The following is a 23,427-nucleotide window of genomic DNA, read 5'->3' on the forward strand; positions in this document are numbered from 1 at the left end:
TTTCGTCCACTAGTGCGCATGCGCATGATCGTGATCGTGATCGTCGGCATGGTCATGGTCATGGTCATGGTCATTTGCCACGGCGGTGGCTGGCTTTGTGGTCGCGGCGCTTGCGGGCAAATGGCCGCAAGGCGCCGTGAACGGCTCCTTCATGACTTGCAGGGTGACATGCGTGATCTCAAACCGATCGTGCATCTGCTCGGTGGCGTTTTGCAGAAATGCGTCGTCGGCGTGGCCCTGCGGCATCACCAGATGCGCCGTCAGCGCGGTTTGCGAGGTGCCCATGGCCCAGATGTGCAGGTCATGCACCCGGCTCACGCCGGGCAGCGCCGCCAGGCAGTCGCGCACCGCCAGCAGGTCGATGCCCTGCGGCACGCCATCAAACAGCATGTGAAGGGACTGCTTGAACAAATCCCAGGTGCCCCACAAAATAACGGCCGCAATGCCCAGACTCACCACCGGGTCCAGCCAGGTCCATCCCATCCAGAGTGTCAGCGCCCCGGCCACCACCACGCCAGCCGACACCAGGGCATCGGCCGCCATGTGCAAAAAGGCTCCGCGAATGTTCAGGTCGCTCTCGCGCCCGCGCATGAACAGCAGCGCGGTGGCGGTGTTGATGACAATGCCAATGCCCGCCACCACCATGATGGTCACCCCTTGTTCCTGCAAGGACACCTCGGATGAGAGCAGCCGCCCCATGGCCTCCCATGCCAGCGCGCCCATCGCCACCAGGAGCAGCAGCGCATTGGCAAAGGCCGCGAGGATCGAGGCGCGCTTCCAGCCGTAAGTGTGGCGCGCATCCGGGCGTAAGCGCCCCGCCAGTGCGCCGCCCCACGCCAGCACCAGGCCGGCGACGTCGCTCAGGTTGTGTCCGGCGTCAGCCAAGAGGGCCAGCGAGTTGACGCGCCAGCCATAAAACGACTCGATGCCGACGAACGCCAGATTGAGCACGATGCCAATGGCGAACGCGCGGTTGAAGTTGGCCGGCGCGTGGCCATGGGCGTGGTCGTGTCCGGTACTCAATTACTTTGTTCCTTCTGGCCCACGCAGGGCGGCATTCAGTTGATCGACCGGTACGGCCCATTGCGCATCCTGACACAGCGATTCTCGCAGGAACGCTGCCTGCGCTGGGGTCCAGAACGGGGCATCAGGCAGTTTGATGTCAGAGGCTAGGGGTGTGTGTGCCCGCAGAAACTGCCCGATGCCCTGCTCGTCATCGGGCAGGCCCAACTGCGCAAAGAGTTCGTGAAATAAATGGTTGGGTTTGTCCATGAGGGAGTCTCCAGTATTGACAGAACCAGCGCAACGCCCCGCGAACCTGGCCAGGGGCGCGATTTGTCCGGTGAATGATCAAATATCAAATGAATCCAGGTGCAGACTCACAGGGAGCGAGGCACGACGGGAAGATATTTTCAACGAGGTGGCAGGCAAGATCCTTGCTGGTCGTCAATAGACCGGGGGCTGGAAGGGCCTTATGCAACGACACCGCCACACGATCACCAACTGCGCCAGAGCGCGCGATGGCATCAACCAGGCACACCCAGCAGCCGCCCGGTCATTTTGCGCGCGACCGGTGCCAGGAAAAAAATCACCGGCACGCCCACGACATAGGCAATGCCGAAGGCTTTCATCCATAGCCGGACAAAGTTTTCACTCAAACCGACATTGACAAAAGTGATGACCAGCGTCATCAGGAAAATCATCATGGCGCCCATCACCAATGAAAAGACAAAGTGGAATTTTTTTTGCGGATTCATCTTGTGCTTCCTTGTGTCAAATTACGCGGCTGCCAGCCATTGCTCAATCTTGTCGCGGCTCGGCACGCCCCCGGCATGCACCACCTTGCCGTTGATCACCACGCCGGGCGTGCTCATCACGCCATAGCCCATGATGTCGCGCAACTCCTCCACCTTTTCCAGTTTGACCGCGACGCCTTTGGCTTGGGCGATCTGGTCGATCAGGGCGAGGGTGGCTTTGCAGTTGGCACAACCGGTGCCGAGTACTTTGATGTCCATGAGGGTTCCTTGAAGTTGCAGTGAAGTTAAAACGAAATTGAGGTCAAAAACGGGCCGCGGTGCCAGTGGCTCAAAGCACAGCGTTGAACACAAAGCCCACCAGCAGGATGCCGCTGGCGACCACCGCCACAAAGGTGGCAATCAGCCGCACCTTGAGCACCTTGCGCAGGATGATCATTTCGGGCAAAGACAGCGCAATCACGCTCATCATGAAAGCCAGCACCGTGCCCAGGGCCGCGCCCTTGGCCAGCAGGGCCTGCACGATCGGGATCACGCCGGCGGCGTTGGTGTACATCGGTACGCCCATGAGAACGGCCAGCGGCACCGACCACCAGGCATCACGCCCCATGAAGCTGGCCATGAATTCTTCGGGTACATAGCCGTGAATCAGGGCGCCCAGCGCAATGCCGCCCAGGATGTAGGGCCAGACCTTGCCGACAATCTCTTTCACGGCGCTAAAGCCGCCCTCGATGCGATCGCCCAGCGTCATGCCGCTGGCTTCAAAATCAGCTGACATCTTGGGCATGTCGCGCACCCAGTCTTCCAGATACGCCTCCATCTTCAGGCGGCCAATGATCCAGCCCGCCACAATCGCCACGCTCAGGCCCAGGCCCAGGTACAGCAGGGCGACTTTCCAGCCGAACATGCCAAACAAGAGGGTGAGCGCGACTTCATTGACCATGGGCGCCGAGATCAGGAACGAGAAGGTCACGCCCAGCGGCACACCGGCCTGCACAAAGCCGATGAACAGCGGCACGGCCGAGCAGGAGCAAAACGGCGTCACGATGCCCAGCGACGCCGACATGACGTTGGCCACGCCCTCCGAGCGACCGGCCAGCAGCGCGCGGGTGCGCTCGGGTGTGAAATAGCTGTTGATCATGCCCATGACAAACACCACGCCGGTGAGCAGCATCAGCACCTTGGGCGTGTCGTAAAAGAAAAATTGCAGCGCGCCGCCCAGGTGGCTGGCGCGGTCCACCGGCAGGGCCGCGACCAGCCCTTCAGCCGCAGGGTTGAGTATCTGGTACAGCGCCAGCCAAGCCACAGCGGCCAGAATCAGGAAGACGACGGGCTGGCGCGTCGGCCAGGATTTAGCGGGAGAGGTGAGGGTGCTCATGCCAGTGAAGACGGGTCCACAGCGCAAAAGATGCAGATTGGCCAAAAATTTATATAAAATCGGCCTCTAGCCCACGTCAATGCTGCGTGAGTAGCTATCAAAAACATATAGCACTCATGGTCGGTGTGCCATCAGGCAGCACGGCGCTACGCTGACCGGCGTTTGTAAGCCACTGTAACGCCAGGCCGCCCTGCAACGTGGCGATGCAAAACAGTGCTTTTGCTCAACACAAAACTGACCGGGTCGCGCTCAAATGGTGCGAAGAAGCGCAGGCAAAGCCAGCAGCGCTGCGTCTTTTTAACCAAGAACGCGTCTTCCAGTTCAGTAACAACAACGGGCTGCACCCGCGCCATCCAATGGAGAGAAAAATGCCCTTGATACAGGCCCAGAACATCAGCAAGAATTACCGGGTCGGTGACCAGGAGGTGCCCGCACTCAAGGGCATCAGCTTTGAAATCGGCGAGGGCGCTTTTGCTGCCTTTGTCGGCCCTTCCGGCAGTGGCAAGTCCACCCTGCTCAACCTGATTGGTTGCCTGGACCACCCCAGCAGCGGCACTTTGCTGGTACACGGCACCGACATCAGCACACTCTCGCGCAGCGCCGCCGCCACCTTTCGCGGTGAGCACCTGGGCTTTGTGTTTCAGGACTTCAACCTGGTGCCGGTGCTCAGCGTCTATGAAAACATCGAGTACCCGCTCTTGATGGTGCGCGGCTGGTCGCAGGACAAGCGGCGCGAACAGGTCAACAAGATGATTGCTGCCGTGGGCATGACCGAACAAGCGAACAAGCGGCCGGATCAACTCTCGGGCGGGCAGAAGCAGCGCGTGGCGGTGGCGCGGGCGCTGGTGGGCGAGCCCAAGCTGGTGCTGGCCGACGAGCCCACCGCCAACCTGGACCATGACACCGCTTACCGCGTGCTCAACCTGATGAAAGCCATGCGCAACGACTTTGGCACCAGCTTCATCTTTTCCACCCACGACCCCAAGATCATGCAGGAGGCCGAGCAGATCTTCACGCTTGAAGATGGTCGCCTGAACCCGCAAGGAGTTGCCGCATGAGCTCGACCCTGAAATTGGCCATGCGCAATTTGCTGCGCTATCGCCGCCGCACCCTGCTCACCGCCTTGCTCATCACGCTGGGGGTGGTGGCGCTCTTGCTGTTTGTGGCCGCCGCTGGCTCCTTCAAGCAAACCATGGTGGGCTCGATCACCGACAGCATGCTCGGGCATTTGCAGATTCACCGCAAAGGCTATACCGCGTCCATGGACAACCTGCCGCTGACCATGAGCCTGCAGCCGCGCGCCGTCGGGCTGATCGAAGACGCGCTCAAGGCCGACCCGGCCGTGGCGGCCTATTCCAAGCGCGTCAAGCTCGGCGCCATGTTCAGCAATTTCACCGAGAACAGCAGCATCCGCTTGAACGGCGTTGACGCTGCAGCTGAAGACTTGGCTGTGCCCGCGCTGCGCCAGCGCATCAGCGAAGGCGACAAGACCGGCCCACTGGTGGCGCCCGGCAAAGTGCTGGTGCCGGCGCTGCTGGCGCGCGGCATGAAGGTCAAACTCGGTGACTCGGTGGTACTGGTGGCCACCAATGCCTCAGGCTCGGTCAATGGCAAGACCTTCATCGTCGGTGGCATTCTGGAGGGTGTCACCGGCCCGGGCGGGCGTGACGGCTACATCGACATCAAGGATGCGCGCGAGTTGCTGCGCATGGACAAAGACGAGGTGATGGAAGTGGCGGTGCGGCTGAAAAATATCGACCAGCTCTCTGCAGCGCAAAAACGCCTGGCGACCGCGCTTGATGCCATCCGCAACAAGGAAGACAAAGCTGCCACCGAGCTGCACACCTGGGCTGAACTGTCGCCCTTTGCGAACATTGTGAAAATGATCGACATGATGACCTTTTTCATCCGCATCATGCTGGTGGCCATTGTGCTGGTGAGTGTGATGAACGTGATGCTGATGGCCGTTTATGAGCGTATCCGCGAGATCGGCACGCTCGCCGCCATCGGCACCCAGCCGCGCAAGCTGATGGCAATTTTTCTGAGCGAGGGTCTGCTGCTGGGCCTGGCCGGTGCGGCAGCGGGTGTCGCCTTGAGTTACGCCGTGGTGGCATTGCTCAACCTCTACCCGATCGTCTTCAACTTTGGCCGCGAGCAAATCACGCTGCGCCCGATGCTGGCCACGGTGGAGGTGCTGGGGGTGCTGGGCCTGGCGGTGCTGGTGTCGGGCCTGGCCAGTTTGCAGCCGGCCTGGCGCGCGGCCCGCATGGACCCGATTGATGCACTGCGCCATGTCTGAACCTCTAGAAATTAGCGAGAAAGCCACCGTGAAATTCCTCAAACTGATCGCCCTGTCTGCGCTGTGCGCCCCCTTGTTGGCCTTTGCCGTCGATGGCGTTGCCATTCTCAAAAAACTCGACCGCAACCTGGAGCCCGAGTCTTATGAGTCGTACCGCAAGTTGATCAACATCGAGCCCAACGGCAACAAGAAGGAATTTGTGCTGTTCTCTGTGAAAAAAGGCAAGGACCAGACCGCCAGTGTGTTCCTGCAGCCGGCTAGCGACAAGGGCCGCAGCACCTTGCGCCAGGGCGACAACATGTGGATGTACCTGCCCAGCGTGGGCAAGCCGATACGCATCACCAGCTTGCAGTCGATCACGGGCGGCGTGTTCAACAACGCCGACATCATGCGCCTGGACTACGCGCAGGAATACGACGTGGCCTCGGTCGACGAGTCGGAAAAGACTTACACCCTGCACCTGAAGGCGAAAACCGGTGAGGTCGCCTATGACAAGCTGACGATGACCGTGGACAAGAAACTCATCCTGCCCGTCGACATAGAGGCCTATGCCAGCAGCGGCATGCTGCTCAAAACCCTGCATTTCAAAGACATCAAGGACTTTGGCGCTGGCATCAAGCGCCCGGCCACCATTGAGACCGACAGCCCGCTGTACAAGGGCTACAAGTCGGTCATGCTGTATTCGGGCCTGAAGAAGCGCGACTTTGCCGATGAAGTATTCACGCAGGGCTTTATGCCCCGGCTGGAGGAGCTGCGCAAGTGAATGTCACCCTCGGCCAAGGGCGTGTTGCACTGGCGGCGCTGAGTCTTGGGGTGCTGTCCTGGAGCCCGTTCGTCAGCGCTGAAGAATTCAGCTTTGATGCCTCTGAATTCGACAAAAAAACCTTTGAGTTCTCGGGCTACGTCGAGCTAAAAGAAGAAGGGCTCAAGCTGCGTGCAGGCAGCCCGGCCTTCAAACTGGCGTACCCGGGTGAGCCTGGGCGCGATGACTTGCTGCGCAGCACCACGACTCTGGAGCTCAGTGGCAAGTTGAATCTGGGCGACTTTGTGCTCGATGCGCGCGCGCAGGCCAGCCAGGCCGACGATGCGCTGGTGAGCAGCACCCGCAAGCCCAGTGTGATGGAAGGTGGCCTGCGCTGGAGCGCCGGCCCTGGTTTGACGGTTGATGCGGGCAAACGCGTGCAGCGCTGGGGCAAGGGTTACGCCTGGAGCCCGGTGGCGATGGTGGAGCGGCCCAAAGATGCCAACGACCCGCAAGCCTCGCGCGAGGGCTTTGTGATGGCCAGTGGCGAATGGACCAAAAGCCTGAGCGGGCCGGTCAGCACCGTCAGTTTGATGGGCTTGGTGGTGCCAACCGATGGCAGCATGAACAGCGATTTTGGCCAAAGTCGGGACCTGAACCCTGCCGCCAAGCTGTATCTGCTGGCGTGGGACACCGACATTGACCTGATGTGGCGCGGCCAGGGCGCGCGGCCCGCGAGCTTTGGCGTGGACTTTTCACGCAACCTGAGCCCGGCGCTGGAGATTCACGGCGAATGGGCCCGCACCCTGGACGCGACGCGCACCACCGTGAGCGCCAATGGCATCAGCAGCAGCGAGCGGGTGGACGTGGACTCGTACCTGCTGGGTCTGCGTTACCTGACCCAAGCTGAGGTGACCTGGATCGCCGAGTACTACCGCAACGGCGCGGGTTACAGCGCACAGGAGCTCGATGCCTACTACCAGTTTCTGGACCTGGCCCTGAACCCCGGCGCATCGGCGGCGCTGGCCAACAAGGCACGCAGCGTGGCCCAGTCTGGTTACGGCAGGCCCAACCCCGGGCGGGACTATTTGTACCTGAAAGCCAGCGTCAGCGAGCCCTTCAACTGGGTCTACGGCGCGGCCTCGGTTACCACCATGGTCAATTTGAATGACCATAGCTATCAGATCACGCCCGAGTTGAGCTACACCGGCTTTTCCAACTGGGAGCTGCGCGCGCGGCTCATGCTGCTGGCGGGGCAGGCGCAAACCGAGTTCCATGAAAAGGCCTCCAGCCAGCGCCTGGAGGTTTATGCACGTTACTTTTTTTGAGCCACTGAAAGCCGTCGCCGATGGTCACGTAGTGTCGGCAAAGGCGCGAGCCGGAACACTTTTCTGTGAGGTATGAAAGCGATGAAGATTTGGCTTTTATTTTTTTGTGGGTTGCTGGCCGGCTCCGCCTTGGCCCGCGAGGTCGAGACTGTGCTCATGGTCTCGATTGACGCCCTGCATCCGGCCGCGCTGAGCGAGCAGGCCTCACCCACACTGCACCGCCTGATGCGCTCGGGGCGCTACACCTTGCAGGGCCAAAGCGTCACGCCGCCGCAGACCCTGATCGCGCACACCGCTATGTTGACCGGCCTCGCGCCCGCGCAAAGCGGCAAGCAAGACAACGACTGGAAGCCGGGCCTGCCGCAGGTGGCACGGGAAACGCTGCTGGACGTGGCCAAACAGCGCGGCTTTCAGACGGCCTATTTTTATGCCAAACCAAAATTGGGTTACCTGATCAGCGCGGCGGTGGACGAACATGCGCTCGCTCGGGATGACGGCATTGACCGGGCACGCGCTTTTTTCAGACAGCCTGGCAGACGTTTCGTCTTTCTTCACATCAGCGGGCTCGAAGACGCCGGAGCCGACTCCGGCTGGCTATCTGCAGGCTATCTGGACGAGCTGACGTATATCGACCGGACGTTGGCGCCGCTGCTGGGCGACGTTGCCCAACGCGGCCGTTACCTGGTCGTGGTGACGAGCGACCACGCCGGCCATGAGCGCCAGCACGGCACCAGTCATCTGGAGGACTTCAAGCTACCGCTGATCATGGCGGCTGACCAGACTCTTCCTGCGCTTGCTCCAGGCGTCTTCCGCATTACTGATGTCAAGCGCCTGGTGCAAAGCCTGCTCGGGGCCGGGCCTGCCGAACATTGAAAGACCGATGACGAGCTCAGATCGGCAGACGCGGTACAAAGTCGCTGACGTGGCCGCCGTCATCCACCTGCACCTGGCAGACCAGGCTCATTTGCGTGCGCAGACGCAGCCGGGCGCGTTGCACCCGGGATTTGGCCGCGCTCAAGCTCAAGCCTTTGGCTTTGGCAAAGTCGGCTTGTGCCATGCCTTGCAGGTCGCACAACGTGATGGCTTCGCGGTCGTCCGCGCTCAACTCGCTGAGCACGCGCGGCAGGCAGGCGGTGAGCGTGTCCACCGTGTCGGCGTCCTCAACGGGTGCGACCAGATCGTCGGGCAATTCCACCATGGGGCGCGCAACCCGCAAATGGTCCGCCAGCGTGTTGCGCGCCACCTCGAACAGCCAGGCCCGCGCGTTCTCGACCGCGCAAAAGCGCTCACCCTGGCGCAGCGCCTTCAAAAACAGGTCTTGCAGCAAGTCGTCCGCCAGCGCCGCATTGCCGACGCGCCGGCGCAGCCAGCCGCGCAACTCAGGCTCAAAGGCAGTCCAGGCGGTGGTCAGGCAGTTCATGGCAGTTTAGGTCTGGGTTAGCCTGCCAATGGGCAGACTTCGGAATACGCCTTGGGCGTGGTTTCTCATTTCGTCGTTCAAATGTTGCGAACTTAAAATCAAACAGGTAATTGTCACGTTCACGGTCTTACGAGGTATCAAATAATGAGTGAGCTGCCCATGCCTCGTGGCGCGGAGTCTCTGGCTCGACATTCAGATGTTGCTGCTGCAAGCCCGAGCCAGGAAGCCATTTTCGTCGAAGCGCTGATCAGCTCCCGGCAAAATATCCTGCCCCGGCGCCTGAGCGAGCCCGGCCCGTCGGCGGCACAAATCGAGCAATTGTTTCGTGCCGCCGCTGCCGCGCCCGACCATGGCCAGTTGCGGCCGTGGCGCTTTGTGTTGGTGCCGGCCGGCAAACGCGCTGAGCTGGCTGAAGTGTTTGCACAGGCGTTGCTGGATCGCGACGCCAGCGCCACCACCGAACAAATCGAGTCGGCGCGCGAAAAAGCGCATCGTGCCCCGTGGCTGGCGCTGGTTGTGGCGTGCCTGGGTCCGCGTGACCCCGATATTCCGATGTTGGAGCGCATGGTCTCGGTGGGCTGCGCTGTGCAAAACATGTTGCTCAGCGCCCACAGCATGGCGTTTGGTGCCGGTCTGACGAGCGGGCAGGCCATGTCTTCACCGCATATGCGCAGCCTGTTTCAACTGCAGACGGGCGAAGAAGCGGTGTGTTTCATCAACGTGGGCACGGCGTCCAAACGCAAAGCGCCGCGCCTCCGTCCGGATCCAACTGACTTTGTGACCAGCTTGTAAGGCGCCTGGCATTGGTGCCCCGTGTGCTTTCGGGGCGCGCAATGGGGTTATTGCGGGGGGCGCTATTGCACAATCAGCGTATATTCGAATGAATAGAACGAAGAGACCACCCTTTCCGCGCACCCATGACAATACCTGAAGAACATGCCATTCCCTCCGATCTCGATCGACCCGACGAGGTGTTTGAGCTGGCCGCCGAGTTGTTTCGGGTCATGTCGGCACCGATGCGCCTGAAGATCATCAGCTGTCTGTGCGACGGCGAGAAGAACGTGAGTTACCTGCTCAGCAAAATCGGCACCACCCAGCCCAATATGTCGCAACACCTGAACACGCTGTATAAAAACGGGGTGCTCGGCAAACGCCGTGACGGTGTGCAAATCTATTACCGCATCACCGATGAGCGGATACCGGCGCTCTGCCGCGCGGTCTGCACCAAGATCGAGATTGAGGGTCACTTCAAGCCGGCCTGATCGGTATCGCCCAATAGCCGTCAAGCGGTTGCATGCAGGCCACCACCTGTCTGCTGGCGCAATCGAGTCACTTCATTTTTTTTGATTTACGCATTTCATTGTTGCTAACAGATAGCCGATTCCGCGAATAGGTGCGAGCCTCCATAAGCACATACCGATACATTGATCTACATCAGAACTTTACGCAGGCTTAATCACTAGTATTAACCCTATAGTGTTGCCAGTTCGCCGTCGCGGCTGGGCACTACCGCTTGTAAAGTAGGAGTTCTTGATGCGTAGTCGATATCTACTGGTTGCAGCCATAGCAGCCATCTTTTTTACTGCGGCAGCGCCTGCGGCAGCGCCGGCGGCCACTGAAGCGGCGCCGAAAATCGCCTTACCAGGGGATCACGCCCAGGGTTGGACGAACACCACTGCCGACCACAGCAAATTTCAGGTGCTGGATCAGGACTTTGCCTCCGGCCAAGCGGTTACCAAGGCCTGCTTGAGCTGCCACACCGAGGCGTCCAAGCAGATCCACAAGACGACGCACTGGAAGTGGGAATACAAAGACCCCGCAACCGGTCAGCTGTTGGGCAAGAAAAACGTCGTCAACAACTTCTGCACCTCCGTTCGTACCAATGAAGCCGCCTGTGCCAGCTGCCATATCGGCATGGGCATGGTCGACGACAAGTTTGACTTTAGCTCCGAGGTCAATGTCGACTGCCTGGTCTGCCACGACAACACGCAAAAATACACCAAACCCGGTGGTTTTGGCGGCGCACCGGTGGCCAAGGACACGGAATACCCGCCCGGCTCGGGCAAGATCGTTCGTGGTACCAATCTCAAGGAAATTGCCCAGAAGGTCGGCAAGACCACGCGCGACACCTGCGGCGGCTGCCACTTCAAGGGCGGCGGCGGTGATGGCGTCAAGCACGGTGACCTCGACAGTTCGCTGAGCATGCCCAGCAAAGAGCTCGACGTGCACATGGACGCCGAGGGCCTGAACTTCAGCTGCACCACCTGCCACAAGACCGACGGTCACGACGTGTCGGGCAGCCGCTACGCGCCCACCGCCAAGGACAAAGGTCCCGCCCATATCCGCGGCGAGGCCGACAAAACGAAGGCCGTCACTTGCCAGGAATGCCACGGACAAGCACCGCACAAAGTCGTCAAGCTCAACGAGCACACGGCCAAGATCGCCTGCCAGACTTGCCACATTCCGGCCTTTGCCCGTGGCGGCGTCCCGACCAAGATGAGCTGGGACTGGTCCACGGCCGGCAAACTCGGCCCGGACGGCAAGTTCCAGACCCTGCGCGACGAAAACGACTACGACACCTACATGACGATCAAGGGTGACTTCAAGTGGGCCGAAAACGTCACGCCCGAGTACATCTGGATGAACGGCGTCAACAAGTACACCTTGATTACCGACAAGCTTGAAAAGGCCGACCAGCCCATCAAGATCAACAACTATGAAGGTAGCGCCACCGATGGCAAGTCGATGATCTGGCCGATCAAGTTGTTCACCGGCAAGCAGCAGTATGACCCGGTCAACAAGACGCTGGTTATCACCCACCTCGCGGGCAATGACGACACTGCTTACTGGAAAAACCTGAATTGGGAGAAGGCGGTCACCGAAGGCATGACCAAAGGCGGCGTCAAGTTCTCTGGCAAGGTCGACTTCATCGAAACCCAGAGCATGTGGCCCACCACCCACATGGTGGCGCCCAAGGAAAAAGCGCTGGGCTGCGTGGAATGCCATGCCAGCAAGGGCCGGCTCGACAAGATCGACGGCGTCTACATGCCAGGTCGCACTCGTGATCACGCCCGCTGGCTTGAAATCGGTGGCTGGCTCGTTGCCGCCCTGGTCTTGCTCGGTGTGCTGGGCCACGGCCTGATCCGCATCGTCGCGAACAAACGCAATCGTTAATCAGGAGAACCTTCATGTCACGCGTCTATCTCTTCAAACCCTTTGAGCGTTTCTGGCACTGGTGCCAGGCAGCACTGATCATTTTCATGCTGCTGACCGGCTTCGAGGTGCACGGCACGTATTCCATCTTTGGCTTCGGGAAAGCGGTGGACTACCACACCATCGCCGCCTGGACCCTTGTGGGTCTGTGGATCTTTGCGATTTTCTGGCACATCGTCAGCGGCGAGTGGCGCCATTACATCCCGACCACACACAACATCGTGGCCGTGGCCAACTACTATTCGTCGGGCATTTTCAAGGATGAACCGCATCCGTTCCGCCCTAGCGTGAGCAACAAGCACAACCCGCTGCAACGGCTGACCTATCTGGCGGTGCTGACCCTGCTTAGCCCCATGATCTGGATCTCCGGCTGGCTCTACCTGTTCTACTCGAGCTGGGCGGCTTGGGGCCTGACCAGCCTGCAGCTGCAGTGGGTCGCCACGGTGCATACGCTGGGCGCCTTCCTGATGCTGGCGTTCCTGATCTCGCACCTGTACCTGGCAACCACCGGCCACAACCTCACCTCGCAGGTCAAGGCCATGATCACCGGCTGGGAGGATCTTGGCCCGGATGAAGAGCCAACGCCAGGCAAACGGCACTAACGCCGGCAAACCGCATTCAACTTTCGCAACCTTCTGGAGAATCTCGTGAACAAGACGTTTAAGAAAAAAGTGCTCGTGACCTTGTTGGCCACCCTTTGGCTGCCGCTGGTGGCCAGTGCGGCGGATGCCGACTTGATGAAAAAGATCGATGACCTGTCGCGCGAGCTGCAGGCATTGAAGGGTCAGGTCACTGCCAATGAGCAAAAAGCGGCCCAGGCGCAGCCCCAAGCCCAGCCCCAGGCGACCGAAGTGGCCGAGCTCAAGCGCCAACTGGGCAAGCTTGAAGACAAGTCGCTGAGCAAGTGGCTGAGCGTGGGCGGTGATTACCGTTTCCGCATCGACAGCCTGCAAGGCGAGAGCAAGCCTTTTATGGACGTCAATAAATTCTTTTCCCTAGCAAGTTCGCCATACAGCAGCAGTGGCTTGCCCAATGCAACCGCAGCAATGATGCCCCAACTTGCTGCGATGATTAACGGCGTGACAACCTATGAACAGGCAGTACCAACTGCGGCTGGATTGAATGCCATGCTTGGAGGCATGTTGAATCCTAATTCTTTAGAGTTTAACCCGGTTTTGGCCGGGCATGCTGGGGCAGCGTCTATTCCCGCCTACAAGCCCAAGAACACCGCCCTCTACAGCAGCCGCTTCGGTCTGGACCTGGGGGCCAAGGCCACGCAGGACATCAGCGTCAACGCGCATCTGAACATGTACAAGGTCTTTGGCTCGCAAAATGAAGGCTCGATCACCAATGCCGGCAGCGCACCCTTCTTTGCCGACCGCGTGGGTGTTTTTGACGGCACGCTGGGGCATGTACCCTCCAGCAGCTACCTCAATGTCGACCGCGTTTACGCCACCTGGAGCAATATCGCCGACGAGCCGATCTGGTTGTCGGTCGGACGGCGCCCGTCCACCGGCGGCGCTCCGAGCAATCTGCGTGACAACCGGCCCAATCCGGGCAACGGCGGCACACCTTCCATGTTGGTGGACTACGCCTTTGACGGCATGACCATCGGCTACGCGCCCGACATCGACGGCTTTGCCGGCGCTTACGCCAAGATCTGCTACGGCCGCGGTTTGGAGACCGGCTTTACCGACTTCAAGGGCAACTCGCTGAAAGACACCGACATGCTCGGCGTGGCGATTATTCCAATCGACACCGACCCGCTGCGCGTCTGGTTGCAGTGGAACCGTGGCATGAACATCTTTGATGCGCCGGCCATGAGCAACACCTACTTTGGTGACACCGTGGCCAAGACCAACCTGGGCGATATCGACTGGTTCGGCATCGGCTTCATGAGCACCTTCAAGAACATCGGCCCGGGCAAGCTCAATGTCTTTGGTGATCTGGGCGTGAGCAAAACCCATCCGAACCAGAACGTCTCGGCGCAGTTCGGCTTCCAGGGCTTGATGACGGGTTCCTTCTTCAACCCCGAAGCACCGACCAGCAAGACCGGCACGTCGATCGCGCTGGGCATGCGCTATGACTTGCCATCGAACTCCAAGTTCGGCCTTGAGTACAACCATGGTTCCAAGAACTGGATCACCTTTGCGCCGGCTGCGGACGACATGTGGACCGCCAAGGCCGGCACGCGCGGCGATGTGTATGAAGCCTACTTTATTCAGGAACTCGATCAAAAACCGATCTCGTCCTTCTTCAGCAAGGCATTCTTCCGCCTCGGTGTGCAATATTACAAATTTGACTACACTGGCAGCAACAACTGGGTCGGTGCCCCGGTGGCAATCGGTGACGTCAACGGCCAGATGATGACCACGACACCACTGGAAAACGCCACCAACCTGTACGCCACCTTCGAGGTCAAATTCTGATCTGTATGACTTGTATGACTTGTATTTAGCCAATACGCCTTCATATATAAGTTGTTAGTAATTTATTAATACATTAAATAGAGGTATCCCAAATGAACAGCAAACTTTCTGCAACCCTTATTTCCGTGGCCCTGGGTCTTTCAAGCTTGGCCTTTGTCGGCAGCGCTGCCGCCGAAGAAGGCAAGATGGTCGGTCCGATCACCAAGATCACGCTGGCTGCCGACGGAAAATCAGCCACGGCCATCCTCAAGGACGCCAAGGCCGGCACACCCGTTACCATCACCATCACCGACGAGCTGACCTTGGATAAATTCAAGGACAAGCGCATCGTCGAAGGCGACGAGATCCGTGCCCGCTTTGAGAAGGACGGCAAGAATAGCTCCAAGTCCTTCAAGAAGACAGCCGGCTGCTAAGCCAGCACCGCCACCCCATCGTCAATCGGCCCGGCCGCATGGGGTGGTAATGCCGGGATAACGTTCATCTCACACTGAAGGAGTTCCGTCATGAAACCTATGATTTTGGCAGCCGCACTGGTTGCAACTGCGCTCTCGACCTCAATGGCCTGGGCGGCCACTGCGTCAGAGCAGAAGATGGAAGTCGACGAAGTTGCCAATGAGCAAATGGTGTCGTACTACGAGGGCGGCCTGATTGGCAAAAGCGTCTGGCTCGTCGACAGTCGCCCCGTCGGGAAATTCATCGGGGGTCACATCCCGGGGGCTGTGAGCCTGCCGCTGGACATGTTAAAAAAAGATACCGCAAGCGCCGAGAAACTGGGCATTCCTAAAACCGGTAAAGTCATTTTCTACTGCGCAGGCCGAGAGTGCACACTGTCGGTCGACTCGGCTGCAATTTTCAGGAAGATGGGTTACGCTGATGCCTGGGTTTACCGCAATGGCGTGCCGGGCTGGAGCCAAAAAGCGCAGCCTCTGCTGGCCGAAGAAGCTCTGCTCAAAAAGGGCAACGTGGTGCTGATCGACACGGCTCCCGGCAAAGACAGCATCGTGACGACGTCCAACCAGCTGGTTCAGCTCTCTCTCAGTGATCTCCAGGGTGACAAAGGCGAGATGGCGCTGGGCGCACTGTCCAAGAACGCGCCCTTGGTCGTGATTGACCGCGGGGACATTGCTGCGGTGAACGCCGCGCTGGAAAATCTGCGCGAACGTGATTTCCGCCGGTTGGCTTACCTCCCCTTGAGCGCCTGGAAAGGCGCGCTCGCCCCAGCGCCCGCGCTCACCGCGTTGAGCTGGGCACCGGTCTACGGGCCAGGCCAGATCGCTCCCAAAGCCTTTGAAGAAGCCGTCGCTGCGGGCAAGTTCATCCTCGATGTGCGTCCGGCGGCAGACTTTGCACGCGGCCATTTCAAGGGCGCGGTGAACCTGCCGATTGAAGAGATGGAAAAGGACTACGCCAAGATACCGAAGGACGTGCCGGTGTTTGTAAGTTGCGCCTCAGGTGCGAAGAGCCAAAAAACTTTTGACATCCTCGGACGCAAGGGCTACGCCAATGTGTCGTACCTGGATGCTGAAATTGCCTGCAAGGGCGAGCTCTGCACCATCAAGGAATGAGCCGACTGATTGTCTTGGCGCTGGTGGGCGCGGCCTGGGGTCTCTGCGCCCAGGCCGAAGACAATCAGCCGCTGCGCATTACCAAGCTGAGCCATGAGTTCGTGGTTCAGACCCCTGATGGGCCGCTTGTGATCACACGAGCCAAACGCGCGGGTAGCGTTACCAAGGGTTTTATCCAGCCCTTGGTGCCGCAGCCGGGCGTGACACCGGTCACCGAGATTGACGTTCTGCACGCACTCAACGATCCGTCGACCATGGTCATTGACATGCGCGACGAAGATGAGCCCTTGGGCCCCACCATCCCCAACAGCTACCATATTCCCTACAACGAGCTTGAAGACCGCATGGCTGAACTGGGTTGCCAGCAACGCGGCAAAAACCAATGGGATTGCACAAGCGCGTTCAAGATTGTTGCCTTTTGCCATGGCCCGATGTGCGTTCAGAGTCCTGCCGGCATTGCCAGCCTGGTGCGCATGGGCTTTCCGGTCAACAAGATTTCGTACTATCGCGGCGGCATGATGGATTGGCAGGGCTTGGGTCTGACCACCGCCTCGAGCAGTCGCCCAACGACTCGGTAATGTCAAAAACACCTGGAAGTTACTATGCGCAGAGTATTTCTCGCCTGGCTGTTCGTTGCCACAAGCGCATGGGCCGGAGCGGATGCGCCCTCGAAATTTGACGGTGCAGCGCTCGGGGCACAACGAGCGGTCTACCAATTCAATTACCAGACGCCTGAAGATCTGGTGCAGGGGCTTGGGTACATCAACAACCACCTGAAAGCGTTGAAAGAATTTGGCGATTCTGCCAACTCGCATCTGGTGGTCGTGGCCCATGGCAATGAGTTGCACATGCTGTCGCGCTTGAACCATGCCGCCTACCCGGATATTTACGATGAATTGAAGTCGCTTTCGGATCAGGGGGTCCAGTTTCGGGTGTGCCGCAACGCGGCCAACTTCAGGGGCTACAAAACCGAAGATTTTTACGATGTGGTCACCGTGGTCCCGGCCGCGATGACGGAGCTGGCAAAGTGGCAAGGCAAAGGCTATGCCTATGTGTCGGGCAACGTGATTCAAAGAACCAAACGCGCAGCGTTGGGGCCATCGCCGGCACAAAGCAAAAATTGATGCACAGCGCGAACCACTCTTTACCGATCGCCCTCGTTCAATTTGCTACATATTGAATAGCTGCTAACGCTTGCTGCATAAGGGCTAGAGGGTCATTTCTTATAAATTTCTCGGCATTTTCGCTTTTTCACAGAACCGCATGGCGGCAGGTGAGGTGGATGGCAGGGTGATGGCGTTCAGGCCGATGCAGGTTTGCGCAGCAGATTGACGCGCATGGGGCGCACAAAGTGGGCGCCGTCTACGCTCATGTGCGGCTCAAAGCGCGCACGCACCGCCTGCAAAGTGGTGGCATCAAGGCGGTGTGTGACATAGGTCACGCCGATCATGCGACGCTCGAACTCCGCAAAGTCGCTGTAGTGCACCGGCATTTCAAACAGGGTCTCGCTGACTTGCTCCCAAGCGCCCGAGCGCACGGCTGCCTGCACAGCGCGCTGCGCCGCGGCACGCACCTGCTCCTCGTCATTGAGCAGGCGCATGACCTCGTTGAGCGCGCCGGCAAAAACCGGCTCTGAGACATAAAGCAGACCGCCAGGTCGCAGCACGCGATGCACTTCCGACAAGGCCTGGGCCATTTGGTCCAAAGGAACGTGGTGCAGTGACTTCAGCATTAGCGCCAGGTCGAAGGTCTGCGCCGGGAACGGAATGGCCTGTGCCCCGGCGGGCACAAATTGCAGACGCTCCATTGGGTTGAGCAGGTTCTTGACGTTCTGGCGCTCGTCCACTTCCAGTGCCGTGATCTCGCAGCCGGGGCAGCGCGCCAGCAGCTTGCGCGACAACTCTGCGGCGCCACACCCGAGCTCGATGATCCGCGGCTGTTGATCCAGGTCGACCAGCGATTGCAGCAGGTCCAATTCGTCGCTGATCTGTAAGGTACTCATCTGGTCTTTCCAATTAGGGGGTTCACGTCCGGGCACGAAGCATACACGTCAGCCTTTGCTGGCGTTGCTCTTGTTGCGGTCGGCCAGGGTGGCAATCAAACCGTCAACGCCTTTGGTGTTGACTTCTTGCGCGAACTGGCTGCGGTAGGTTTCTACCAGCCAGACGCCCATCACGTTCAGGTTGTAAATCTTCCAGCCGGCGCCGTCGCCGCTGGTCTTTTCCAGCCGGTAATCAAGCTGCACCGGGTCGCCCCGGCCCTGGATTTCGGTGCGAACCACCACCTCGGTGTCTTGTGGCGTGGCGCGCAGGGGCTTGACCACCACCTTCAGATCAGCAGCCTGGGCGACGGCACCCGCATAGGTGCGCACCAGTAAAGTTTTGAATTCTTCCTGCAAGCGCTTCTGTTGCTCGGGGCTGGCTTGTCGCCACGCCGGGCCGACCGCAGACGCGGTCATGCGCTTGAAGTCCATGTGCGGCATGACCGTGGCATCCACCAGAGCGACGATGTTTGCCACATCACCCGTGCGGACGGACGGATTGGCCTTGATGCTGACCAGCACCTCGGTGGACAGCCGGTTGATCAAGGCATTGGCCGCTTCGTCTGCGGCTTGCGCCGACACCCCCAGTAAACTGGACGTACCCAGCAACAACAAAGTGAGCCAGCGATTGAATGAACGACATTTCATGATTTGACTTTCATAGGTGTGTCGTCATTATATCCATTAATGCTTATATACGGTATTTTGAAAACCCCTAAAGGTCACTGGCTCAGGGCTGTTCCAGCTTCTTAAGCTTGCGGTAAAGCGAGCGCTGGCTGATGCCCAGCTTTTCCGCCAGCCCAGCCCGATTGCCCTGGTGCGCGGCCATCAGTTGCCGCAGCGCCGACTGTTCGATTCGTTTGAGCGTACCGGGTTTCAAGGCAACGGTGGTGTTGTCGCTGCAATCAGTGTCATGACCCGTTGGCACTGGCTGACTGTGGGGGTGCATGAATGCCGGGCGCCGGCCAGACAGCAGGGCTTGCTGCACATGCGTGACCAATATCGTGTTGCCATCGCACAGCAGCGCGCTACGTTCCAGCAAGTTGCGCAATTCCCGGACATTGCCGGGGAAGCGTTGGGCTTGCAGCAGGCGCAAGGCGGCTTCAGTCACCACCAATGGGCGCTGTGGCGCCACGCGCGCGAGCAGGGCGGTGACCAGCAGTTCAATATCTTCCGGACGCTCGTGCAATGCGGGCAGATGGATAGGGAAGGTGCTCAGGCGGTAGTACAAATCCTCTCGGAATGTTCCGGCAGACACCATTTTGTCGAGGTCGCGGTGGGTGGCTGACACCACTCGGATGTCGGCGTGTCGCAACTCGGTGCTGCCAACACGGCGGTAGGTGCCGGTTTCCAGGAGGCGCAGCAGTTTGACTTGCATCGGCAGCGCAATATCGCCGATCTCGTCGAGAAACAAAGTGCCACCGCTGGCGGCCTCCACCAGCCCGCCGCGCGCCGCATTGGCACCGGTAAAGGCACCGCGCTCGTGGCCAAACAGTTCGGACTCAAACAGGTTTTCTGGCAGGCTGGAACAATCCACCGCCACCAGGGCGTGGCGCGCACGCGGGCTGGCCTGATGCACCGCCCCCGCTACCAGCTCTTTGCCGGTGCCCGACTCGCCCAGCAGCAAGACGGTGGCCAGGGACGGCGCCACACGCGCGACCAGCGCCAACATTTTCTGAAACGCGGGCGCGCGGCCAATCAGGTTCTGGCCGCGACTTGTGCCCTGCGCCATGGGCAGCGGTTCCATCTTCTCAACAAAAAAGGCTTGTTCGCCATCGGCATTGAGCAAAGGCGTCAGTTCAATATTGACGTATTCCTCGCCATTGGGCGTGTGGTGCAGGTGCAGCACGCGCTCGCGTTGGCCTGATTCGCGTGACTTGACCAGTGGGCACGATTCGCCTGCCTGGTCGCAAGGCAGACCAAAGTGATGGGACACCTCGTAGCACGTCCGGCCCACCACGCTACGCTCCGGGCTGAACTGACGCCGGTAGGCGGCGTTGGCCGCGAGGATGCGGTATTGCGTGTCGAACAGGATGTGGGGCTCGCTCAGTCCTTCCAGATAGGACATCAGCTCTGGCAATGGCTTCACGCGGGTTCCTTGTGTGAAGTTGTCAGTTTATGTCATTTATGGCAGTTACTGCCATAAATGACAGTTGATTCCTCCGTGCGGCGCTTCGTGGCGGCTTGCTTAAGAGTCAAGCTGTTGATTTCATTGGCTGTTCGCCGACGACGCCCGCATGGCACGGTTCTTGTATGCATGAGGTGGTCAACGCATGAACTGTCATGAAACCCCTGGACAAATCCCTCGTTAGAAAACTGGCTGTCGTATTGCTCATCAAGCTGGCGGTGCTGGCGGCGCTGTGGTGGGTTTTTGTGCGCGACCAGCGGGTGGCGGTCGATAGCGAAGGCGTTGCTGCCCAGTTTTTGCAGAGCGCCCCCCAGATTAAAGGAGTAAGGCAATGATTTCTGAACAGCTAGTTGATCTGTCACGGTTGCAGTTCGCCGCTACGGCCATGTACCACTTTTTGTTTGTACCGTTGACCGTTGGCATGGTGTGGTTGCTGCTCATCATGGAGAGCGTCTATGTGATGACTGGCAACGTGATCTGGAAGGACATGACGCGTTTCTGGGGCAAGCTGTTTGGCATCAACTTTGCACTGGGTATCACCACCGGCATCACGCTGGAATTCCAGTTTGGTACCAACTGGGCCTATTACTCGCACTACGTGGGCGATATTTTTGGTGCGCCGCTGGCCATTGAGGGCTTGATGGCCTTCTTCCTCGAGTCGACGATGATCGGACTGTTCTTCTTTGGCTGGGACCGACTGTCCAAGAACCAGCACTTGCTGGTGACGGTCCTCCTGGCGATCGGCACCAACCTCAGCGCGCTGTGGATATTGATTGCCAACGGCTGGATGCAAAACCCGGTTGGCTCCGAGTTCAGCTACCTGACCATGCGCATGGAAATGGTTGACTTCTGGGCGGTGGTGTTCAACCCCGACGCGCAGGCCAAGTTCGTGCACACGGTGTCGGCGGGCTATGTGACCGGCGCGATGTTTGTGTTGTCCATTTCTAGCTGGTATCTTCTCAAGAACCGTGATGTGGAGTTTGCCAAGCGCAGCTTCAGGGTGGCGGCGGCATTCGGCCTGGCTTCAGCGGCGAGCGTGATCGTGCTGGGTGACGAGTCGGGTTACACCGTGGGTGAAGCCCAGCAAACCAAGCTGGCCGCCATGGAAGCCATGTGGGAGACCAAGCCCGCACCTGCAGGTCTGACGCTGGTGGCGAGCATCAACGAGGCAGAGCAAAAGAATGACTGGGAAATTGAGATTCCCTGGGTGATGGGCCTGATTGGCACGCGCTCCGTCACCAAAGAGATTCCCGGCATTCACGACATCAAGGCCAAGAACCGCGAGCGCATCGGCAGCGGCATTGTGGCGGTGACCGCGCTCGAATCCTTGCGTGCCAACCGCGACGATGCCGCGGCCAAACAGGTGTTTGAAAGGCACAAAGCGGATCTGGGCTTTGGCTTGTTGCTGAAAAAATATGTCGTGGATGTGCGCCAGGCCAGCCCAGAGATGATCGAGCAAGCCGTGAACGACACCGTGCCGCGTGTAACCCCCTTGTTCTGGGCATTTCGCGTCATGGTCGGGCTGGGGTTTGCCATGCTCCTGCTGTTTGGACTGGCGTTCTGGAGCACCGTCAAGAGCGCCTGCATGCAAAAGCCCTGGTTGTTGAAATCGGCGCTGTGGATGCTGCCCGCCCCTTGGATTGCCTGCGAGCTCGGCTGGTTTGTCGCCGAGTATGGCCGCCAGCCCTGGACGATTTACGGTGTGCTGCCGACCCACCTGTCGGTGTCCACGTTGAGTGTCAACAGCCTGTATGGCTCGCTGGCGGGTTTCATCGGGTTTTACTCGGTACTGCTGGTCGTCGAGATGTTCTTGATGGTGAAGTTTGCACGTATCGGTCCCGCCAGCCTGGGAACAGGTCGCTATCAGAGTGAGAGCGCGGCCAACCTCACATCCGCACACGTTTAAGGAGCCGTAGCATGTTTGACTATTCAACACTGAAAATCATCTGGTGGCTGCTGATAGGGGTGCTGCTGATCGGCTTTGCCATCATGGATGGCCATGACATGGGCGTGGGCACCTTGCTGCCCTTTGTCGGCCGCAGCGATCTGGAGCGCCGTGTGGTGATCAACACCGTGGGGCCGCATTGGGACGGCAACCAGGTGTGGTTCATCACCGGGGGCGGCGCCATTTTTGCGGCCTGGCCGCTGGTGTATGCCACTGCGTTCAGCGGGTTCTACTGGGCCATGCTGGTGGTGCTGTGGGCGCTGTTTTTTCGTCCGGTCGGTTTTGACTATCGCAGCAAAATTCACAACGCCACCTGGCGCAGCACCTGGGATTGGGGTTTGTTTGTGGGCGGTGCGGTGCCGCCGCTGATTTTTGGTGTGGCGTTTGGGAATTTGCTGCAGGGGGTCCCGTTTCAGTTTGATGTCTATCTCGTATCCACCTACACCGGCTCCTTCTGGCAACTGCTTAACCCATTTGCCTTGCTGACTGGGGTCGTGAGCAGTACCATGATCACGATGCAGGGTGGCAGCTATCTGGCCCACCGCACCGAGGGCGTGATTCAGGCGCGCGCCATCAAAGGCGCTATCGGCGCCGCTGTGGTGATGGTGCTGGCCTTTGTGGCCGCAGGTTTCTGGCTGCAGGCCATAGACGGTTACCGAATCACCTCGGTCATCAATCCTTCTGGGTTGCCTGACCCCTTGGCCAAGACGGTGGTGCGTGAAGCCGGTGCCTGGATGGCCAACTACGGTCACCAGCCCCTGATGTGGGCCTTGCCCGCGCTGGGTGTGTTGGGTGCCGCCATGGCGGCATTGCTTTTGGCCATGCGAAAAACGCTGAGTGCGTTCGTTGCGTCATCCCTGGCGGTATTGGGCGTGATAGGTACCGCTGGGGCGTCCATGTTCCCGTTCATCATGCCGTCGAGCTCCATGCCATCGGCCAGCCTGACGGTGTGGGACAGCGTGTCGAGTCACATGACGCTGGGCATCATGTTTTGGGTCACGATGGTGTTCATGCCCTTGATCGTGATCTACACCTCGTGGGCTTACAGCGTGATGCGCGGCAAGGTGACGGCGGCTTACATCGAAGAGCATGACCATGCGGCGTATTGAGCAGCAGCGACTCATCTGCAAGTGCTGCCATAGGTGCCTGACGCAAGGAACGCTGCCCATTGGTCATGATCAAGCC

General features: G+C 59.5%; 26 protein-coding genes. 17 read left to right on the forward strand and 9 right to left on the reverse strand.

What is annotated here, in order from left to right; genetic code table 11:
* Positions 1 to 9 precede the first annotated feature (9 nt).
* The 5 genes from GZ093_RS04000 to GZ093_RS04020 all read right to left on the reverse strand — a co-directional run bounded on the left by GZ093_RS04000 (position 10) and on the right by GZ093_RS04020 (position 3,132).
* The gene (locus GZ093_RS04000; protein ID WP_296482428.1) at positions 10 to 1,023 is read right to left on the reverse strand and encodes a cation diffusion facilitator family transporter; all 1,014 of its coding nucleotides are present in this window, start codon (positions 1,021 to 1,023) and stop codon (positions 10 to 12) included.
* Positions 1,024 to 1,272, reverse strand: a complete 249-nt coding sequence (locus GZ093_RS04005; protein WP_296482431.1) for a DUF2789 domain-containing protein — start codon at positions 1,270 to 1,272, stop codon at positions 1,024 to 1,026.
* A gap of 254 nt (positions 1,273 to 1,526) precedes the next feature.
* Entirely contained in the window at positions 1,527 to 1,757 is a 231-nt protein-coding gene (locus tag GZ093_RS04010) for a DUF2798 domain-containing protein (RefSeq protein ID WP_296482432.1), read from the reverse strand.
* 21 nt (positions 1,758 to 1,778) lie between these two features.
* A complete protein-coding gene (locus GZ093_RS04015; protein WP_296482435.1) occupies positions 1,779 to 2,015 on the reverse strand; it encodes a thioredoxin family protein in 237 nt (78 codons plus the stop codon).
* A 70-nt stretch (positions 2,016 to 2,085) separates the two neighbouring features.
* Positions 2,086 to 3,132 (reverse strand): permease, encoded by a 1,047-nt coding sequence (locus GZ093_RS04020; RefSeq protein WP_296482436.1) that lies wholly within the window; start codon positions 3,130 to 3,132, stop codon positions 2,086 to 2,088.
* 368 nt (positions 3,133 to 3,500) lie between these two features.
* Here GZ093_RS04020 and GZ093_RS04025 point away from each other — a divergent pair, with 368 nt between their 5' ends.
* The 5 genes from GZ093_RS04025 to GZ093_RS04045 all read left to right on the forward strand — a co-directional run bounded on the left by GZ093_RS04025 (position 3,501) and on the right by GZ093_RS04045 (position 8,374).
* Positions 3,501 to 4,190 carry an ABC transporter ATP-binding protein gene (locus GZ093_RS04025; RefSeq protein WP_296482437.1) on the forward strand — a complete coding sequence of 230 codons (690 nt, stop codon included), beginning with the start codon at positions 3,501 to 3,503 and terminating at the stop codon, positions 4,188 to 4,190.
* Positions 4,187 to 5,431, forward strand: a complete 1,245-nt coding sequence (locus GZ093_RS04030; protein ID WP_296482439.1) for an FtsX-like permease family protein — start codon at positions 4,187 to 4,189, stop codon at positions 5,429 to 5,431. The genes GZ093_RS04025 and GZ093_RS04030 overlap by 4 nt, the downstream gene beginning before the upstream one ends.
* The gene (locus tag GZ093_RS04035; RefSeq protein ID WP_296482440.1) at positions 5,424 to 6,194 is read left to right on the forward strand and encodes an outer membrane lipoprotein-sorting protein; all 771 of its coding nucleotides are present in this window, start codon (positions 5,424 to 5,426) and stop codon (positions 6,192 to 6,194) included. Before GZ093_RS04030 ends, GZ093_RS04035 begins: the two co-directional genes overlap by 8 nt.
* Positions 6,191 to 7,501, forward strand: coding sequence for a hypothetical protein (locus GZ093_RS04040; protein ID WP_296482446.1), 1,311 nt, complete (start codon positions 6,191 to 6,193; stop codon positions 7,499 to 7,501). The genes GZ093_RS04035 and GZ093_RS04040 overlap by 4 nt, the downstream gene beginning before the upstream one ends.
* A gap of 81 nt (positions 7,502 to 7,582) precedes the next feature.
* On the forward strand, positions 7,583 to 8,374 hold the full coding sequence (locus tag GZ093_RS04045) for an alkaline phosphatase family protein (RefSeq protein WP_296482449.1): 792 nt from the start codon (positions 7,583 to 7,585) through the stop codon (positions 8,372 to 8,374).
* Between the two features lie 16 nt (positions 8,375 to 8,390).
* Here the strand turns inward: GZ093_RS04045 and GZ093_RS04050 are convergent, their stop codons facing one another.
* Positions 8,391 to 8,921, reverse strand: a complete 531-nt coding sequence (locus GZ093_RS04050) for a sigma-70 family RNA polymerase sigma factor (protein WP_296482451.1) — start codon at positions 8,919 to 8,921, stop codon at positions 8,391 to 8,393.
* Between the two features lie 144 nt (positions 8,922 to 9,065).
* On the opposite strand from GZ093_RS04050, the gene GZ093_RS04055 reads away from it, so the two are divergent.
* From GZ093_RS04055 to GZ093_RS04095, 9 genes are all read left to right on the forward strand, one after another.
* Positions 9,066 to 9,713, forward strand: coding sequence for a nitroreductase (locus GZ093_RS04055; RefSeq protein WP_296482454.1), 648 nt, complete (start codon positions 9,066 to 9,068; stop codon positions 9,711 to 9,713).
* Between the two features lie 125 nt (positions 9,714 to 9,838).
* Positions 9,839 to 10,183, forward strand: a complete 345-nt coding sequence (locus GZ093_RS04060; protein ID WP_296482457.1) for a metalloregulator ArsR/SmtB family transcription factor — start codon at positions 9,839 to 9,841, stop codon at positions 10,181 to 10,183.
* Between the two features lie 271 nt (positions 10,184 to 10,454).
* Positions 10,455 to 12,095, forward strand: coding sequence for a tetrathionate reductase family octaheme c-type cytochrome (locus GZ093_RS04065; protein ID WP_296482459.1), 1,641 nt, complete (start codon positions 10,455 to 10,457; stop codon positions 12,093 to 12,095).
* 14 nt (positions 12,096 to 12,109) lie between these two features.
* Entirely contained in the window at positions 12,110 to 12,736 is a 627-nt protein-coding gene (locus GZ093_RS04070; RefSeq protein ID WP_296482462.1) for a cytochrome b/b6 domain-containing protein, read from the forward strand.
* Positions 12,737 to 12,781: 45 nt separating this feature from the next.
* On the forward strand, positions 12,782 to 14,563 hold the full coding sequence (locus GZ093_RS04075; protein ID WP_296482464.1) for a DUF3373 domain-containing protein: 1,782 nt from the start codon (positions 12,782 to 12,784) through the stop codon (positions 14,561 to 14,563).
* Between the two features lie 92 nt (positions 14,564 to 14,655).
* A complete protein-coding gene (locus tag GZ093_RS04080; RefSeq protein WP_296482467.1) occupies positions 14,656 to 14,976 on the forward strand; it encodes a hypothetical protein in 321 nt (106 codons plus the stop codon).
* Between the two features lie 90 nt (positions 14,977 to 15,066).
* Positions 15,067 to 16,128 (forward strand): rhodanese-like domain-containing protein, encoded by a 1,062-nt coding sequence (locus GZ093_RS04085; protein ID WP_296482470.1) that lies wholly within the window; start codon positions 15,067 to 15,069, stop codon positions 16,126 to 16,128.
* Positions 16,125 to 16,706 (forward strand): rhodanese-like domain-containing protein, encoded by a 582-nt coding sequence (locus tag GZ093_RS04090; RefSeq protein WP_296482473.1) that lies wholly within the window; start codon positions 16,125 to 16,127, stop codon positions 16,704 to 16,706. The genes GZ093_RS04085 and GZ093_RS04090 overlap by 4 nt, the downstream gene beginning before the upstream one ends.
* 24 nt (positions 16,707 to 16,730) lie before the next feature.
* Positions 16,731 to 17,252: a DsrE family protein gene (locus tag GZ093_RS04095; protein ID WP_296482476.1), complete on the forward strand. Its 522-nt coding sequence runs from the start codon at positions 16,731 to 16,733 to the stop codon at positions 17,250 to 17,252.
* Between the two features lie 176 nt (positions 17,253 to 17,428).
* On the opposite strand, the gene GZ093_RS04100 is transcribed toward GZ093_RS04095, so the two are convergent.
* From GZ093_RS04100 to GZ093_RS04110, 3 genes are all read right to left on the reverse strand, one after another.
* Positions 17,429 to 18,130 carry a class I SAM-dependent methyltransferase gene (locus GZ093_RS04100; RefSeq protein ID WP_296482479.1) on the reverse strand — a complete coding sequence of 234 codons (702 nt, stop codon included), beginning with the start codon at positions 18,128 to 18,130 and terminating at the stop codon, positions 17,429 to 17,431.
* Positions 18,131 to 18,178: 48 nt separating this feature from the next.
* Positions 18,179 to 18,817, reverse strand: coding sequence for an ABC transporter substrate-binding protein (locus GZ093_RS04105; RefSeq protein WP_296482482.1), 639 nt, complete (start codon positions 18,815 to 18,817; stop codon positions 18,179 to 18,181).
* An 82-nt stretch (positions 18,818 to 18,899) separates the two neighbouring features.
* On the reverse strand, positions 18,900 to 20,237 hold the full coding sequence (locus tag GZ093_RS04110) for a sigma-54-dependent Fis family transcriptional regulator (protein WP_296482548.1): 1,338 nt from the start codon (positions 20,235 to 20,237) through the stop codon (positions 18,900 to 18,902).
* Positions 20,238 to 20,452: 215 nt separating this feature from the next.
* Between GZ093_RS04110 and cydP the strand changes: the two genes are divergently transcribed.
* From cydP to cydB, 3 genes are read left to right on the forward strand one after another with little or no spacing between them, the layout of a single operon-like run.
* A complete protein-coding gene (gene cydP / locus GZ093_RS04115) occupies positions 20,453 to 20,632 on the forward strand; it encodes a cytochrome oxidase putative small subunit CydP (protein ID WP_296482484.1) in 180 nt (59 codons plus the stop codon).
* Positions 20,629 to 22,203 (forward strand): cytochrome ubiquinol oxidase subunit I, encoded by a 1,575-nt coding sequence (locus tag GZ093_RS04120; protein ID WP_296482487.1) that lies wholly within the window; start codon positions 20,629 to 20,631, stop codon positions 22,201 to 22,203. The genes cydP and GZ093_RS04120 overlap by 4 nt, the downstream gene beginning before the upstream one ends.
* 11 nt (positions 22,204 to 22,214) lie before the next feature.
* Positions 22,215 to 23,351: a cytochrome d ubiquinol oxidase subunit II gene (gene cydB / locus GZ093_RS04125; RefSeq protein WP_296482493.1), complete on the forward strand. Its 1,137-nt coding sequence runs from the start codon at positions 22,215 to 22,217 to the stop codon at positions 23,349 to 23,351.
* Positions 23,352 to 23,427 lie beyond the last annotated feature (76 nt).

The organism is Rhodoferax sp., from assembly GCF_010365055.1.
GTDB lineage: Bacteria > Pseudomonadota > Gammaproteobacteria > Burkholderiales > Burkholderiaceae_C > Rhodoferax.

Bases quoted from the DNA above. Each gene is read 5' to 3' on its own strand.
- GZ093_RS04005 (WP_296482431.1), bottom strand. From the start codon at position 1,272: ATGGACAAACCCAACCATTTATTTCACGAACTCTTTGCGCAGTTGGGC.
- GZ093_RS04010 (WP_296482432.1), bottom strand. From the start codon at position 1,757: ATGAATCCGCAAAAAAAATTCCACTTTGTCTTTTCATTGGTGATGGGC.
- GZ093_RS04015 (WP_296482435.1), bottom strand. From the start codon at position 2,015: ATGGACATCAAAGTACTCGGCACCGGTTGTGCCAACTGCAAAGCCACC.
- GZ093_RS04020 (WP_296482436.1), bottom strand. From the start codon at position 3,132: ATGAGCACCCTCACCTCTCCCGCTAAATCCTGGCCGACGCGCCAGCCC.
- GZ093_RS04025 (WP_296482437.1), top strand. From the start codon at position 3,501: ATGCCCTTGATACAGGCCCAGAACATCAGCAAGAATTACCGGGTCGGT.
- GZ093_RS04030 (WP_296482439.1), top strand. From the start codon at position 4,187: ATGAGCTCGACCCTGAAATTGGCCATGCGCAATTTGCTGCGCTATCGC.
- GZ093_RS04035 (WP_296482440.1), top strand. From the start codon at position 5,424: ATGTCTGAACCTCTAGAAATTAGCGAGAAAGCCACCGTGAAATTCCTC.
- GZ093_RS04045 (WP_296482449.1), top strand. From the start codon at position 7,583: ATGAAGATTTGGCTTTTATTTTTTTGTGGGTTGCTGGCCGGCTCCGCC.
- GZ093_RS04050 (WP_296482451.1), bottom strand. From the start codon at position 8,921: ATGAACTGCCTGACCACCGCCTGGACTGCCTTTGAGCCTGAGTTGCGC.
- GZ093_RS04055 (WP_296482454.1), top strand. From the start codon at position 9,066: ATGAGTGAGCTGCCCATGCCTCGTGGCGCGGAGTCTCTGGCTCGACAT.
- GZ093_RS04060 (WP_296482457.1), top strand. From the start codon at position 9,839: ATGACAATACCTGAAGAACATGCCATTCCCTCCGATCTCGATCGACCC.
- GZ093_RS04065 (WP_296482459.1), top strand. From the start codon at position 10,455: ATGCGTAGTCGATATCTACTGGTTGCAGCCATAGCAGCCATCTTTTTT.
- GZ093_RS04070 (WP_296482462.1), top strand. From the start codon at position 12,110: ATGTCACGCGTCTATCTCTTCAAACCCTTTGAGCGTTTCTGGCACTGG.
- GZ093_RS04080 (WP_296482467.1), top strand. From the start codon at position 14,656: ATGAACAGCAAACTTTCTGCAACCCTTATTTCCGTGGCCCTGGGTCTT.
- GZ093_RS04085 (WP_296482470.1), top strand. From the start codon at position 15,067: ATGAAACCTATGATTTTGGCAGCCGCACTGGTTGCAACTGCGCTCTCG.
- GZ093_RS04090 (WP_296482473.1), top strand. From the start codon at position 16,125: ATGAGCCGACTGATTGTCTTGGCGCTGGTGGGCGCGGCCTGGGGTCTC.
- GZ093_RS04095 (WP_296482476.1), top strand. From the start codon at position 16,731: ATGCGCAGAGTATTTCTCGCCTGGCTGTTCGTTGCCACAAGCGCATGG.
- GZ093_RS04100 (WP_296482479.1), bottom strand. From the start codon at position 18,130: ATGAGTACCTTACAGATCAGCGACGAATTGGACCTGCTGCAATCGCTG.
- GZ093_RS04105 (WP_296482482.1), bottom strand. From the start codon at position 18,817: ATGAAATGTCGTTCATTCAATCGCTGGCTCACTTTGTTGTTGCTGGGT.
- GZ093_RS04110 (WP_296482548.1), bottom strand. From the start codon at position 20,237: ATGTCCTATCTGGAAGGACTGAGCGAGCCCCACATCCTGTTCGACACG.
- cydP (WP_296482484.1), top strand. From the start codon at position 20,453: ATGAAACCCCTGGACAAATCCCTCGTTAGAAAACTGGCTGTCGTATTG.
- GZ093_RS04120 (WP_296482487.1), top strand. From the start codon at position 20,629: ATGATTTCTGAACAGCTAGTTGATCTGTCACGGTTGCAGTTCGCCGCT.
- cydB (WP_296482493.1), top strand. From the start codon at position 22,215: ATGTTTGACTATTCAACACTGAAAATCATCTGGTGGCTGCTGATAGGG.